This window comes from Streptomyces sp. NPDC050508 (assembly GCF_040655155.1).
In the GTDB taxonomy this organism is placed as follows: Bacteria; Actinomycetota; Actinomycetes; order Streptomycetales; family Streptomycetaceae; genus Streptomyces.
Genome location: NZ_JBFAJJ010000015.1, coordinates 143,159 through 155,414 on the forward strand (window position 1 = coordinate 143,159; position 12,256 = coordinate 155,414).

The 12,256-nt window shown below is 68.6% G+C and carries 10 protein-coding genes and 1 riboswitch; of the genes, 1 reads left to right on the forward strand and 9 read right to left on the reverse strand.

Annotated features, from left to right (window positions below):
* Positions 1-27: 27 nt before the first annotated feature.
* The 4 genes from eno to AB0I69_RS35530 all read right to left on the reverse strand — a co-directional run bounded on the left by eno (position 28) and on the right by AB0I69_RS35530 (position 5,768).
* Positions 28-1,314, reverse strand: coding sequence for a phosphopyruvate hydratase (gene eno / locus AB0I69_RS35515; RefSeq protein ID WP_363099836.1), 1,287 nt, complete (start codon positions 1,312-1,314; stop codon positions 28-30).
* 320 nt (positions 1,315-1,634) lie between these two features.
* Entirely contained in the window at positions 1,635-2,321 is a 687-nt protein-coding gene (locus AB0I69_RS35520; RefSeq protein WP_363099837.1) for a transglycosylase family protein, read from the reverse strand.
* 9 nt (positions 2,322-2,330) lie between these two features.
* Positions 2,331-2,512: riboswitch (cyclic di-AMP (ydaO/yuaA leader) on the reverse strand.
* Between the two features lie 193 nt (positions 2,513-2,705).
* On the reverse strand, positions 2,706-3,653 hold the full coding sequence (locus AB0I69_RS35525) for a transglycosylase family protein (protein WP_363099838.1): 948 nt from the start codon (positions 3,651-3,653) through the stop codon (positions 2,706-2,708).
* A 126-nt stretch (positions 3,654-3,779) separates the two neighbouring features.
* Positions 3,780-5,768 carry a recombinase family protein gene (locus AB0I69_RS35530; RefSeq protein WP_363099839.1) on the reverse strand — a complete coding sequence of 663 codons (1,989 nt, stop codon included), beginning with the start codon at positions 5,766-5,768 and terminating at the stop codon, positions 3,780-3,782.
* Between the two features lie 197 nt (positions 5,769-5,965).
* Between AB0I69_RS35530 and AB0I69_RS35535 the strand changes: the two genes are divergently transcribed.
* Positions 5,966-7,222 (forward strand): cytochrome P450, encoded by a 1,257-nt coding sequence (locus tag AB0I69_RS35535; RefSeq protein WP_363099840.1) that lies wholly within the window; start codon positions 5,966-5,968, stop codon positions 7,220-7,222.
* 58 nt (positions 7,223-7,280) lie between these two features.
* Here the strand turns inward: AB0I69_RS35535 and AB0I69_RS35540 are convergent, their stop codons facing one another.
* From AB0I69_RS35540 to AB0I69_RS35560, 5 genes are all read right to left on the reverse strand, one after another.
* Entirely contained in the window at positions 7,281-8,309 is a 1,029-nt protein-coding gene (locus AB0I69_RS35540; RefSeq protein WP_363099841.1) for a nucleoside triphosphate pyrophosphohydrolase, read from the reverse strand.
* A 94-nt stretch (positions 8,310-8,403) separates the two neighbouring features.
* Positions 8,404-9,051 (reverse strand): SurA N-terminal domain-containing protein, encoded by a 648-nt coding sequence (locus AB0I69_RS35545; protein WP_363099842.1) that lies wholly within the window; start codon positions 9,049-9,051, stop codon positions 8,404-8,406.
* Between the two features lie 141 nt (positions 9,052-9,192).
* Complete coding sequence (locus AB0I69_RS35550; RefSeq protein WP_363099843.1) at positions 9,193-10,017, reverse strand: glycoside hydrolase domain-containing protein; 825 nt, start codon at positions 10,015-10,017, stop codon at positions 9,193-9,195.
* A gap of 82 nt (positions 10,018-10,099) precedes the next feature.
* Complete coding sequence (locus tag AB0I69_RS35555; protein ID WP_363099933.1) at positions 10,100-11,587, reverse strand: protein kinase; 1,488 nt, start codon at positions 11,585-11,587, stop codon at positions 10,100-10,102.
* 38 nt (positions 11,588-11,625) lie between these two features.
* Positions 11,626-12,225, reverse strand: a complete 600-nt coding sequence (locus AB0I69_RS35560; protein WP_363099844.1) for a hypothetical protein — start codon at positions 12,223-12,225, stop codon at positions 11,626-11,628.
* Positions 12,226-12,256 lie beyond the last annotated feature (31 nt).

A 12,256-nucleotide genomic window follows, 5' to 3' on the forward strand; every position in this document is an offset into this window, starting at 1 on the left:
ACTGGCTAAGGCTTAGCCCTGTACGGCTCAGCCCTTGAAGCGCGGGAAGGCGCTGCGGCCGGCGTACTCCGCCGCGTCGTCGAGGATCTCCTCGATGCGGAGCAGCTGGTTGTACTTGGCGACGCGGTCCGAGCGGGCCGGGGCGCCGGTCTTGATCTGGCCGCAGTTCACCGCGACGGCGAGGTCGGCGATGGTGGTGTCCTCGGTCTCGCCGGAGCGGTGGGACATCATGCACTTGAAGCCGTTGCGCTGGGCCATCTCGACGGCGTCCAGGGTCTCGGTCAGCGAGCCGATCTGGTTCACCTTGACGAGCAGGGCGTTGGCGGTGCCCTCCTCGATGCCGCGGGCGAGGCGCTCGGGGTTGGTGACGAAGAGGTCGTCGCCGACGATCTGGACCTTGTCGCCGATGCGGTCGGTGATGACCTTCCAGCCGGCCCAGTCGTCCTCGTACAGCGGGTCCTCGATGGAGACGAGCGGGTAGGCCGCCACGAGCTCCTCGTAGTACTCGGTCATCTCGGCGGCCGAGCGGGACTTGCCCTCGAACTCGTACTTGCCGTCCTTGTAGAACTCGGACGCGGCGACGTCGAGCGCGAGCCCGATCTGCTCGCCGGGGACGTAACCGGCCTGCTTGATGGCCTCGATGATGAGGTCGAGGGCGGCGCGGTTGGACTCCAGGTTCGGGGCGAAGCCGCCCTCGTCGCCGAGGCCGGTGGACAGGCCCTTGGTCTTCAGCACCTTCTTGAGGGTGTGGTAGACCTCGGCGCCCCAGCGCAGCGCCTCGGAGAAGGACTCCGCGCCGATCGGGGCGATCATGAACTCCTGGATGTCCACGTTCGAGTCGGCGTGCGAGCCGCCGTTCAGGATGTTCATCATCGGAACGGGCAGCAAGTGCGCGTTCGGACCGCCGAGGTAGCGGAAGAGGGGGAGGTCGCTGGCCTCGGACGCGGCGTGCGCGACGGCAAGGGAGACGCCGAGGATGGCGTTGGCGCCGAGCGAGCCCTTGTTGTCGGTGGCGTCCAGGTCGAACATCGCCTGGTCGATCAGGCGCTGCTCGGTGGCGTCGTAGCCGACGAGCTCCGGGCCGATCTGCTCGATGACGGCGAGGACGGCCTTCTCGACACCCTTGCCGCCGTAGCGGTTGGGGTCACCGTCACGCAGCTCGATGGCCTCGAAGGCACCCGTGGAGGCGCCGGACGGAACGGCGGCACGACCCGTGCTGCCGTCGTCGAGGCCGACCTCGACCTCGACCGTGGGGTTGCCTCGGGAGTCCAGGATTTCCCGGGCTACGACGACGTCGATGGACGGCACGAGCATCTCCTTCTTGGGATCTGACGCGGCTACGGCAACACCGCAGCGGCTCTGCGAGACGAGCCTAACCGGCTCCGGGCGATTGGCCATCCGGTCGGCCGTCTGTTGGACAGAACCGAGAGTAAATTGTTTCCGAACGGAACAAAGAGTCCCGTGGAAGAACACGGGGACACAAAAAGCCCCGCCCCGGTGCGTACGGGGGAACACGCACCGGAGCGGGGAGCCCGTGGGGGACGGGGGTGACCCTCACGAGGTCTCCATGATGGACACCACGGATGTGAGGGCGCTGTGGTTCAGCTGAGAGACCTGTATGTCACTTCAGGCTGTCACTTCAGGTGAAGCTGCTGGCCCGGGAAGATGACGTCGGCGTCGTCGATGATGTCCTTGTTCAGCTTGAACAGCTGCTGCCAGCCGCCCTTCACCTTGTGCTTCTCGGCGATGGAGCTGAGGCTGTCGCCCTTGACGACCTTGTACTCGCCGTCACCCTTCTTGACCTTCTTGCCGGTCGGGGTGGTGACGGTCTTCTTGGCGGCCGGGCGCTCGGCGGAGCGGGAGGCGGTGGTGTCGGTCGTGGAGCGCTCGGTGGTGCTCTTGGAGGAGCTGGAGCTGCTCGACGAGCTGGAGCTGCCGCCGGAGTAGGTGGCGCTGGAGAGGCCGGTGCCACAGGTGGGCCAGGCACCCTTGCCCTGGGCTGCGAGAACCTTCTCGGCTACGGCGATCTGCTGGGACTTGGAGGCCTGGTTCGCGGTGGAGGCGTAGGCGGTGCCGCCGTACGCGGCCCACGTCGAGGCGGAGAACTGCAGGCCGCCGTAGTAGCCGTTACCGGTGTTGATGGACCAGTTGCCGCCGGACTCGCAGCTGGCGACCGTGTCCCACTCCGAGGCCGTGGCGGCGGAGGCGCTGCCGGTGGCCATCAGCGGGGCGGCTATCGCGACACCGGTGACACCGGCGAGCGTGGCGACGCGGGTGGCCTTGGACGGACGGCGGTGCTTGCCCTTGCTGGAAAACAGCATGGAAAATCCCAATCCCCTCACCGACGCCTGCGAGGTGAGCTGTCGGGTTCGGGCCGTGTGAGTTGCCCGGCCGTGCTCGTACGTCTCGTACGAGGCACGACTTCACCCCAAGCCGGTTCCGGTCGTCTCTCAACTCCCGGGCCCGGCGCTTACCTTGGGTCCCCCGCTCCTGCCTACGGCGCTTGACGCGACGACTGTTCCCGGAGGCCGCTGGCAGGACTCGGCGTGTGCGGCAGCCGGGGCTCGTGGTGACGAGCGGCCTTGACCGTAGACACGGAATCGGCGGAATTTCAAAGACGATCAGGGCTTCTGAGACTCATCCCACACTTTGATCAAACCGGACATTCGACTCGAAGCGTGACGTGAACTCCCGCTGTTCGCTTGCTACTTTTCGTCCGCTTCCGTACCGACGTCCAAGGTCTGACCGGCGGCGATCTGGGTCGGATCAGCGCCTATCACCTTTTTGTTCTCGGCGTAGAGCGCACGCCATCCGCCGTCGAAGCCAAGGGAGTCGGCGATGGACGCGAGGGAGTCGCCGGCGCGGACGGTGTACGTCTGCGGCGACACGCTCTCCTCGGCACTGGCACCGCGATGCTTCCCGGCACTCTGCTCACTCACGCCACCATCGAGCGCGCCGGTGTCGACGAGGCTCCACTTGCCCACCGCCTGCTCCGAGTTGTCCGATTCATCGAGTTTCGGGGATGCGGTCGCCGAGTCGTCGGCCGCGAAAGGAATGGTGGACTTGTCGGACTTGGTGGAGTCTGTGGACTTTTCCGTCGCGGTGGGCGAGGGACTGCTCGACGGGTCGCCGGTGGAGGAGTCGGACGAAGTCGAGTCCGTGGTGCCGGAGTCGGACAATCCAGATGAAGCGGACGAGTCGGAGGAGCCCGAGGAGTCCGTCGCGCCGGCCGACGGCGAGTCGCTCGCGACTCCCGTGTCGACGCCCGTCGAACCCGAGGTCGCGGTGAGGCCGGAGATCAACGCGCAGGTCATCCACGCGGAGGTCCCCTTGGCGTCGAGGATCTTCTCGGCGACGGCTATCTGTTGGGAGCGGCTGGCCAGGTCGGCGCTCGGCGCGTAGTCGAGGCCGCCGTACTTGTCCCATTCGTCCTGGGACATCTGTAGTCCGCCGTAGTAGCCGTTGCCGCTGTTCTCACTCCAGGAGCCGCCGGTCTCACACTCGGCCACCTTGTCCCAGGTGGTGCCGTCGGCGGCGTTCGCGGCGGCGGCGCCGAGGAGCGGGATGGCGATGGCGGAGCCGGTCACGCCGGCCGCGACAAGGAGTGCCGGAGCCTGACGGGGGCGACGGTGACGACCGTTCCCGGAGAGCATGCGGAGGCCTTTCGCGTGACGGCGGGGGAACCGCGCGGCGGATGGTTCGGGGCGCCGCGCTGGTACGTGAACGTACCCACAGTCGATCACTTGTCACAAGTTAATGCCACGGAGATCACGTGAAGATCACAGAGTTGAAGATCTGTCACTTTCAGGTTTACGGGGCGAGATGGCCTGCCCGGGTTCGGATTGCGGGGTGGCCCTGAACTGAGCGGTCACCGCGAGCGGCGGCAGGGACGGGCGCCTGTAGGCGTCCACTCCCGTGGCGTCGCCGTCCAGGCTCCTCATGACCTCCGGCCATGCACCCTTTTGCCACCAGGAGAGCTGCCGTACACGAATCGGGTCGACAGGCCCCCAGGTAAGGGGCATGTCGCCCCAAGTGAGGCCGTGCCGAAGCCGGTGGAGCATCCCCTCGAACTGGAGACGGATGTCGTACCTGCTGGTGAAGTGACGCTTCGTGAAGAACGGCTGCAGTACTTCCAGGACCTTCCCCCACTGCTCGTCGTCAGGGTTAGGGGGCACCTTCGCACCAGTCGTCCAGTGCCACTCACTGACCGCACATCTCACGCCCGGCTTCCCGAGGATGGTCGCATCGCCGAGGACGACCCTGACGTCGAACATGTCGACGACCTCCTTACGCCCTTCCAACGTCAGACTCTTCAGCCGCTCCACGGTGTTGGCTGCGAAGTCGACCAGATTCCCCGCCCGACGCTCATGCTCGGCGTACGACTCCAGCCACTGCTGGGCGAACCTGCGCTGCTCCCGCAATTCCGTCAGTTCGGTCTCAAGTGCCGTGACGGAGGCCTTGAGTACGGCTGGATCGACCCCTGCGCGTACGTACTCGGGAATGCGCACCTCGATCAGGTACTCCTGGTCGGCGATCCTGGTCGTGAACTCGGCGACGCGCTTCTCGTACTGCTCCTTGTCGCCGGGAGGGCTGCCCACTCGTTCAGCGGTCAGGTCCCGTGGCCGGCCTTCCTCTTCGAGAAGCCTGGCCAGTTCCTTCCAGACGGCGTCTTCGATGGTCTCGGCCTCGAAGTCGGGCTCTCGACACGAAGGGTCCTTGAGACCTCCCTTGCAACGGTACGACCGGCCGGTGGCCCTTCCGGCTCCCGTGTACACCTCTCCGCACTTGCCATGGATCCGTCCGGTGAAGGGGTAAATACCATTGCCTCGCCGACCGTTCTGGAAGCCGAGCTTCTGCAGAGCAGCCATGAGCTGTGCGGCCCGTTCCTCCGAGAAGACAGGCGGAACGCCGATTTTGACTTGGTCACCGTGTACGGGGGTGCCGTCCACGCCGCGGCGGGTGTGGTTCTTTCCGTTACCGCGATCGGTCTTTCGGTACACCACGTAGCCGTTGTGAATGGTTTCGCCGTGGAGACGGTTACGGAGGTTGGCGACGCTCCAGGGGACCCCGCTGCGGGCGAAGAGCTTGCGACTTTTGAGTTCCTCGCAAGCCTCTGTGAGGGTCATGCCATCGTCGACGACCAGTCCCGCGGCGACGGCGAGGACCATGGATTCGTGGGCGTCGGTGACCAGGACGGAGAAGCGTTTCCGGCGTCCGCCGACCTCCTTGACGTCCTTTTCGATCCGGTAGCCATAGGGAGCCGGGCCACCAGGCCACCCGCCATAGCTGATCTTCAGCTCTCGGCCGGCGGCGGTGCGTTCCTTGATACGTCGCCACTCCATCTCGGAGAGGGTGACGTACTGCATGAACCGCTGCCAGCCCTCTTCGGTGCTGGTGTCGATGCCTTCCGTGACCGAGATGAAGTGGATGCCGAGGTCGGCCATGTTCCAGGCCCACAGGTAGGCGGCCCGGGCCGTGCGCCCGATGCGGTCGACCTTGGGGACGAGGATGCGGTTGAAGCGCTGTTGGTGTGCGTCGGCTACGAGGCGGTCCATCTCGGGGCGGCGTTCCAAGGCCCCGGACACGGCTTCGTCCACGTAGGAGCCGTGGACCGCGACCTCAGGATGCCGCGCGAGCCATGCGTCCGAGACCCTGTCCTGGTCTTCGAGCCCGAAGCCATCGAGTTGGTCGAGGGTGGAGACGCGCGCGTACTTGGCGACCACAACGGACGCCGGGGCGGCAAGGCAGGGGCGTGCCACAATGGGCATGTTCAGTCCTCCGAGACTGTTCCGTCCCCGGGGTGTTAGCGCACCGCCAGGAAGGTTCCGGCTCCTTTGCGCTGCTGCAAGCGCTCTGGGGCCGGTGCCGTTTGGGGGAACATTACTTGCCACTCTGTGCAGTTGAAGGGGAATTGCACAATTCGGCGATCTCACTCCTGCAACGCGGCTCCCGGTACCGTCTCCTCGTGAACGCCCCGCATATCGAACCCGAACTCTTCACCTGGGAGTTCGCCACCGACCCCTATCCCGCCTACTCATGGCTCCGCGAGCATTCGCCCGTGCACCGCACCACGCTCCCCAGCGGGGTGGAGGCCTGGCTGGTCACCCGATACACAGACGCCAAGCTGGCCCTCGCCGACCAGCGCCTCTCCAAGGACCCCGTACACCACTCGGAAGACGCCCACGGCAAGAGCAGGACGGGCATCCCCGGCGAGCGCAGCGCCAACCTCATGACGCATCTGCTCAACATCGACCCGCCGGACCACACACGGCTCCGTCGGCTCGTCTCCAAGGCGTTCACACCCCGTCGAGTGGCCGAATTCGCGCCCAGGGTCCAAGAGTTGACCGACCAGCTCATCGATCAGTTCGCGCGTACCGGAAGCGCCGACCTCATCCACGAGTTCGCGTTCCCCCTCCCCATCTACGCCATCTGCGACCTGCTCGGCGTCCCCCGCGAGGATCAGGACGACTTCCGGGACTGGGCAGGCATGATGATCCGGCACCAGGGCGGCCCCAGGGGCGGGGTCGCACGGTCCGTGAAGAAGATGCGCGCCTATCTCGCCGAACTGATCCACCGAAAGCGGCAGGCGCTCGCGGACACCCCCAGCCCCGGCGAAGACCTCATCTCCGGGCTCATCCGCGCCTCCGACCACGGCGAGCACCTCACCGAGAACGAAGCCGCGGCCATGTGCTTCGTACTGCTCTTCGCCGGTTTTGAGACCGTCATCAACTTGATCGGCAACGGCACCTACGCCCTGCTGCGCAACCCTAAGCAGCGGGCGCAGCTACAGAAGTCGATCGAGCGTGGCGAAGAGGAACTGCTCGACACCGCCGTCGAGGAGTTGCTCCGCTACGACGGCCCGGTCGAACTGGCCACCTGGCGCTACGCGACCGAACACCTCGAAATCGGCGGACAACACATCGGCTCCGGTGATCCCGTGCTCGTGGTCCTCGCCGCCGCCGACCGTGATCCCGCCCGTTTCGACGAACCGGACACGCTCGATCTCTCCCGCAGGGACAACCAGCACCTCGGCTACGGACACGGCATCCACTACTGCATCGGCGCCCCGCTCGCCCGTCTCGAAGGGCGCACCGCGCTGGCCGCCTTGCTGCGCCGTCTACCGGATCTTCAACTCGCCATCGATCCAGGGGACTTGCGCTGGCGAGGTGGACTGATCATGCGGGGGCTCCGGAACCTCCCCGTGAAGTTCACCGCCGGCTGAGGGGCGTGGATCACCAGGGCGGTCCTCGCTCCGAACACGGATGCTGCAACGAACCGAGTCAATCCTCGTTCCCAGCCCTGCTGCCGCTCTCCCCCTCCTCCCTTGCCCTGATCGCATCCCGATAAGCCCGCCCCGCCGCCCGCAACGCCGCCTCCGGATCCACGCCCTCCGCCTCCGCCCGCACGGCCAGCGCCAGCAGCTCGTACCCGATGCCGTCGTCCCCCTTCGGCAGAGGCAACGGCACCTCAAGTCCCGCCGTACGCACGCGTGATGCCAGCTTCGATGCGAGGGCCAGGGCGGGCTGGCCCATCGGGATGCCCTCGGTGACGGAGGTGCGCTGTTTCTCGACCGCCTTCGTGCGCAGCCAATGCGCCTTCACCTCCTCGGGAGTTGACGCCGTCTCGTCGCCGAAGACGTGCGGGTGGCGGTGGATCAGCTTGGTGACGATGCCGGCGGCCACGTCGTCGACGGAGAAGGGGGTGTCGGGGTCCTCCTCGGCGATGCGGGCGTGGAAGACGACCTGGAGGAGGACGTCGCCCAACTCCTCGCGGAGTTCGTCGCGGTCGCCCTCCTCGATCGCCTCGACGAGTTCGTACGCCTCCTCGATGCCGTACTTCGCCAGGCCCTTGTGGGTCTGTTGCGAGGACCACGGGCACTCGGCGCGGATGCGGTCCATGACCTGGACGAGGTCGAGGAGGCGGGCGCCCGGGAGGTCGTAGGAGGCGGGGAGCAGTTCCAGCTCGGGCATGTCGACGCGGCCGGAGCCGGCGAGGCGGGCCAGGCCGTCGGTCAGCGCCGGCTCGCCCTCGCCCGACGCGATCACGACCATCGTGTGGCCGCCCGCGCAGGCCGCCACCAGTTCCTCGGCGGTCGGGGACGCCTCAACGACCGTTATGCCGGCCTCGCTCAGATACGGCAGCTGCGGATGCGCGCCGTCCGCGCACAGCACGCGGTCGGCGGTGCGCAGCGCCTGCCAGGCCGGCCAGGACAGCAGGCCGGGGGCGACGCGGTGGCTGGTGGTGAGCAGGACGATGCGGCCGGGGGTGGGGGCGAGGCTGCCCTCGGGGGCGGGACTGGTTGCGTTCACCCTCCGAACGTAACCCACGGCGCCGACAGTCCCGGAGTTGTCCGCAGGCCCGGCTGGCTTCCCCGCACCGGCCTGCGGCGGCGCCGCCGTACCGTTACGCCGACTGCTGCGTCTGCGTCGCGGTGACCTCGCGTACCCACGGGGTCTTGGCGTCGACCCGGCTGCTCTTCTCGACGTCCCAGGTGCCGTAGCGCGGGTTGAGGTCGACGTGGAGTTCCTTGGAGGCCGTGGAGAGGGCCTTCCAGAAGGCGGGCTGGGTGGTGTCGGTGCCGAGTTTCGCGGCGAGTTTGTGGCCCTCGACCTGGAGGCGGAGGTTCTCGTCGAGGCGCTGCGGGGGGACGCCGTACTGTGCCAGCCAGGTCGCCTCCAGGGCCTTGGAGCCGCCCGCCTGCTGGGCGAGGCCGCCCCGCATGTCCTGGATGTCCTTGCGGGTGACCGTGACTCCGGCGTCCTGTGCGGCGCGGTGCACCACCTGGTCGAAGACCATGCCGTAGAGCGTCTCGCGGGTGAGGCCGCCGGTGGTGGCGATGGCCCGCACGTACTGTGCCTCGTTCTGGACGGCCGCCCGCTGGGCCGTGCGCACCTCGTTGACCCTGCTCTGGAGTTGTGCGACGGAGATGCGCTGCCCGCCCACGACGGCGGCCGCGCCTGGATGCGCGTCGTTTCCGCAGGCGGTCAGGGCGGGGGCCGCGGCGGCGATCACGGCGGTAAGGACGAGCGCGGAGCGACGGCGGCGGTGCAAGGGAACCTCCCGTTGGAGATTGTGCGACGGTGCACAAAGTCTTGCGGTGATCGATGTTAGGCAGTGGGTCGGCTGTGGCCAACCCATTCGACCAACGATTCATCAGGACTTCGGGCACCGGCGCGCACGCACGCGTGGAGCTCAGCCCGTGATGGCCACCGGGGCGTCCCACGCGTCGCGGTCCACGGTGATCGTGTAACCGCCGCGGGTCTCCTTGCTGTTGACCAGGTACTGGTGGGCCCGACTGTGGTCGGTGAACTGGGTGGAGCCCCACGGCCAGTCCGTGGTCGTGGTGTTCGTCTTGTCCCACAGCGCGTACCAGAGGTTGCCCGGCAGGTCCGTCTTGTCGGTGGCGGTCGCTATCGCCTTGGCGCTGGAGCTGGTGAAGCCGTAGTAGCCGGAGCGGTACGTCTTGGCGCGCAGCTCCTTGTCGAAGGCGCGCACGTACGTCAACACGGCGTTGTTGCAGGACGTGTTCGTCGTGTCGTACGACTCCATGTCCAGGTAGACCGGGCTGCCCGCCTTGAAGCCGAGCGCGGCGGACTTGGCCACCGCGTCGTCCGCCTCGGACTTGCCGACGGACGCGGCGGTGGTGGCGCTGATCTTCACCGAGCCGCCGGAGCCGCAGGACGGCTGCGAGCCGACGTAGAGCGGGATGAACTTCCAGCCGACCGTGGTGAGGGACTTGACCCAGGACGCGGTGAGGTTGGGCTGGCTGCAGCCGCGGTTCTTGCCGCCGATGTAGACGGCGGCGGCGCCGTAGAGGCCGCCGTGCCAGGCCTTCATCGCGGCCAGGGAGGGCGCGGCGCAGGTGTCGAAGGCGCGGCCGGTGTAGGTCTTCTGCGCGGGCCAGGTGGTGGCGGCCATGGAGGTCTGCGCGGCGATACCGCCTCCGGCGACGACGGCGACACCGGCGACGCCCCAGGTGATGTATCTGCGCTTCTTCGACTGCCGGTGTTCGGACATGAAAGACCCCACCCCTGGTGTGTATGTGCCTGGTGCCGCGCGTGATGCGGGCGTGCTGGGCAAAATGTAACTGCCGGTCGCGCTAGCCCCGCACCTGCCCCAGCCACTGCAACGTGCGCCGGATGTCCGTCGCGAGGGGGTGTCCGGGGCCGTGTCGGCGTTCGACGTCGACCAGGAGGCGCGCGAGGGTCTCGTGGGCCGCGCCGCGGTCGCCGAGCGCGAGCAGCAGGTGGCCGATGCGGCGGCGGACCTCGTGGGCGAGCTCGGGGTCGCCTGCCACGTACTGGTTCTCGTAGTACGGCAGCAGCGCGCGGTACTCCGCGAGGGCCGCCACCGGGTCGCCGAGCGACTCCAGGCACTGGGCGGCCTCGTAGCGGTAGCGCAGGGACTGCGGGTCGGACGGGCCGGCCTCGGCGGCGCGTTCGTCGGCGAGGCGGCGCAGTTCGGGCAGCGCGCGCCGGTACTGGCCGTCGTCCATGAGGGTGGCCGCGTACTGCTTGCGCAGGGTGCGGACGACCGGGGACTGCGCGCCGTGCTGTTCGGCGGCCGTGGGCAGGATCGCGCCGAGGATGTCGACGGCCTGCGTGATACGGCCCTCGCCGAGCAGTCGCTTGACCTCGTCGACGGCGGCGGCGACATCGGGTTTCCCGGCGGCGGGCGGCGCGAGCGGGGCGGGCTGCGGCGCGGGCGTGCGGGCGCGGTCCGGCCAGGGGGCGTGCGGGCGCAGGAACGGGCGCATGGGGTCGAGCGGCGCCCCGCTGGGCATCCCGCGCGCGGGCAGCAGCAGCGCCAGGCCCTCGTACACCTCCTGTGCGGAGGCGGGCCGGTGCTGCGGGTCCTTGGCGAGCAGGTGCAGGACGAGCGCTTCGAGTGTCTCGGGGACTTCGGGGCGGATACGGCGGACGGGCACCGGCGGCTCGTACAGGTGCCGGTGCAGCACGCCGAGCGCCGTCGAGCCCGCGAACGGCACGTCCCCGCTGAGGAGTTCGTGCAGCAGCACACCGAGTGCGTACAGGTCGGTGTACGGGCCGACCGCGCCGCCCATCGCCTGCTCGGGCGCCATGTAGGCGGGCGAGCCGATGGGGGTGCCGGTGTGGGTGAGGCGGGTGGTGTCGGCGTCCATGACGGAGGCGACGCCGAGGTCGAGGACGGTGACCGTGCCGTCCTGTTTCACCATCACGTTGCGCGGCTTCAGGTCGCGGTGGACGATCGGCACGGCGTGCACGGCGCTCAGCACGGCGCACAGTTGCGCGGCGACCGCGACCGCCCACTGCCACGGGTACGGGGTGTGCTCGGCGAGGTGGTCGGAGAGGTCGGCGCCGTCGATGTACTGCATGACGAGGAACAGCTCCTCGCCCTCGCTGCCCGCGTCGTGCACGGTGACCAGGCCGGGGTGGTCGACCTGCGCGGTCACCCGGCACTCGCGCACGAAGCGGCGGCGCAGCTCGTCGGCCTCCTGGCCGGCCACCTTGTCGGGGCGCAGCAGCTTCACCGCCACGCGCCGGTCCAGCCGTTGGTCGTACGCCGTCCAGACCTGGCCCATGCCGCCCTGCCCGATGAGCGTGGACAGCGCGTAGCGGGACGCGACGACCCGGCCTTCCGCCGCGGTCACCTTCCGCCCTCGTCGTGCTTGCGCAGATAGTCACTCAGCTCGTCGAGTTCGGCCCGCACCTGGTCGATCCGGGCGGGCGCGGGGCGCTGGGGCGGGGGCGGCGGCACCGGGGTGTGGGGCTGAGGCGGGGTGTAGGGCTGGGGCGGCTGCGGCATCTGGGTCTGGTGCAGGGGCGGTTGGGACACGGGCGTCGCGCTGAACGGCGTCACGGGCTGCGGATAGCCGTACCCGGACGGCACGTTGGGGCCCTGGGGCGGGTAGCCGGCGAACTGCCGCTGCTGCTGGAAGCGGATGTCCACCACCAGGAAGTAGACGCTGCTGAACACACCCAGGAGCATCACCGTCGCCATCGCGATGTCGGTCCTGTGGTCGCTCTCCGGCAGCGCGCCGACCACGGCGAAACAGCCGACGGACACCGGCAGGCTCCCCCAGGCCAGCGCCCAGTCGATCTTCCGCCCGCGCAGGAAGGCCACCCGGAACAGCGGAACGCAGGCGAGCATCCCGCAGCAGAGGGTGCCGATCGCGGCGAACAGCACGCGCAGGATGACGACGTTGCTGTCGCTGCGGGCGGGCGGCACCGCGCCGTGGCCGTACATGACTGCTCCCGGGCCCGTAATCGATGTGGGG

Bases quoted from the DNA above. Each gene is read 5' to 3' on its own strand.
- eno (WP_363099836.1), bottom strand. From the start codon at position 1,314: ATGCTCGTGCCGTCCATCGACGTCGTCGTAGCCCGGGAAATCCTGGAC.
- AB0I69_RS35520 (WP_363099837.1), bottom strand. From the start codon at position 2,321: ATGCTGTTTTCCAGCAAGGGCAAGCACCGCCGTCCGTCCAAGGCCACC.
- AB0I69_RS35530 (WP_363099839.1), bottom strand. From the start codon at position 5,768: ATGCCCATTGTGGCACGCCCCTGCCTTGCCGCCCCGGCGTCCGTTGTG.
- AB0I69_RS35525 (WP_363099838.1), bottom strand. From the start codon at position 3,653: ATGCTCTCCGGGAACGGTCGTCACCGTCGCCCCCGTCAGGCTCCGGCA.
- AB0I69_RS35560 (WP_363099844.1), bottom strand. From the start codon at position 12,225: ATGTACGGCCACGGCGCGGTGCCGCCCGCCCGCAGCGACAGCAACGTC.
- AB0I69_RS35550 (WP_363099843.1), bottom strand. From the start codon at position 10,017: ATGTCCGAACACCGGCAGTCGAAGAAGCGCAGATACATCACCTGGGGC.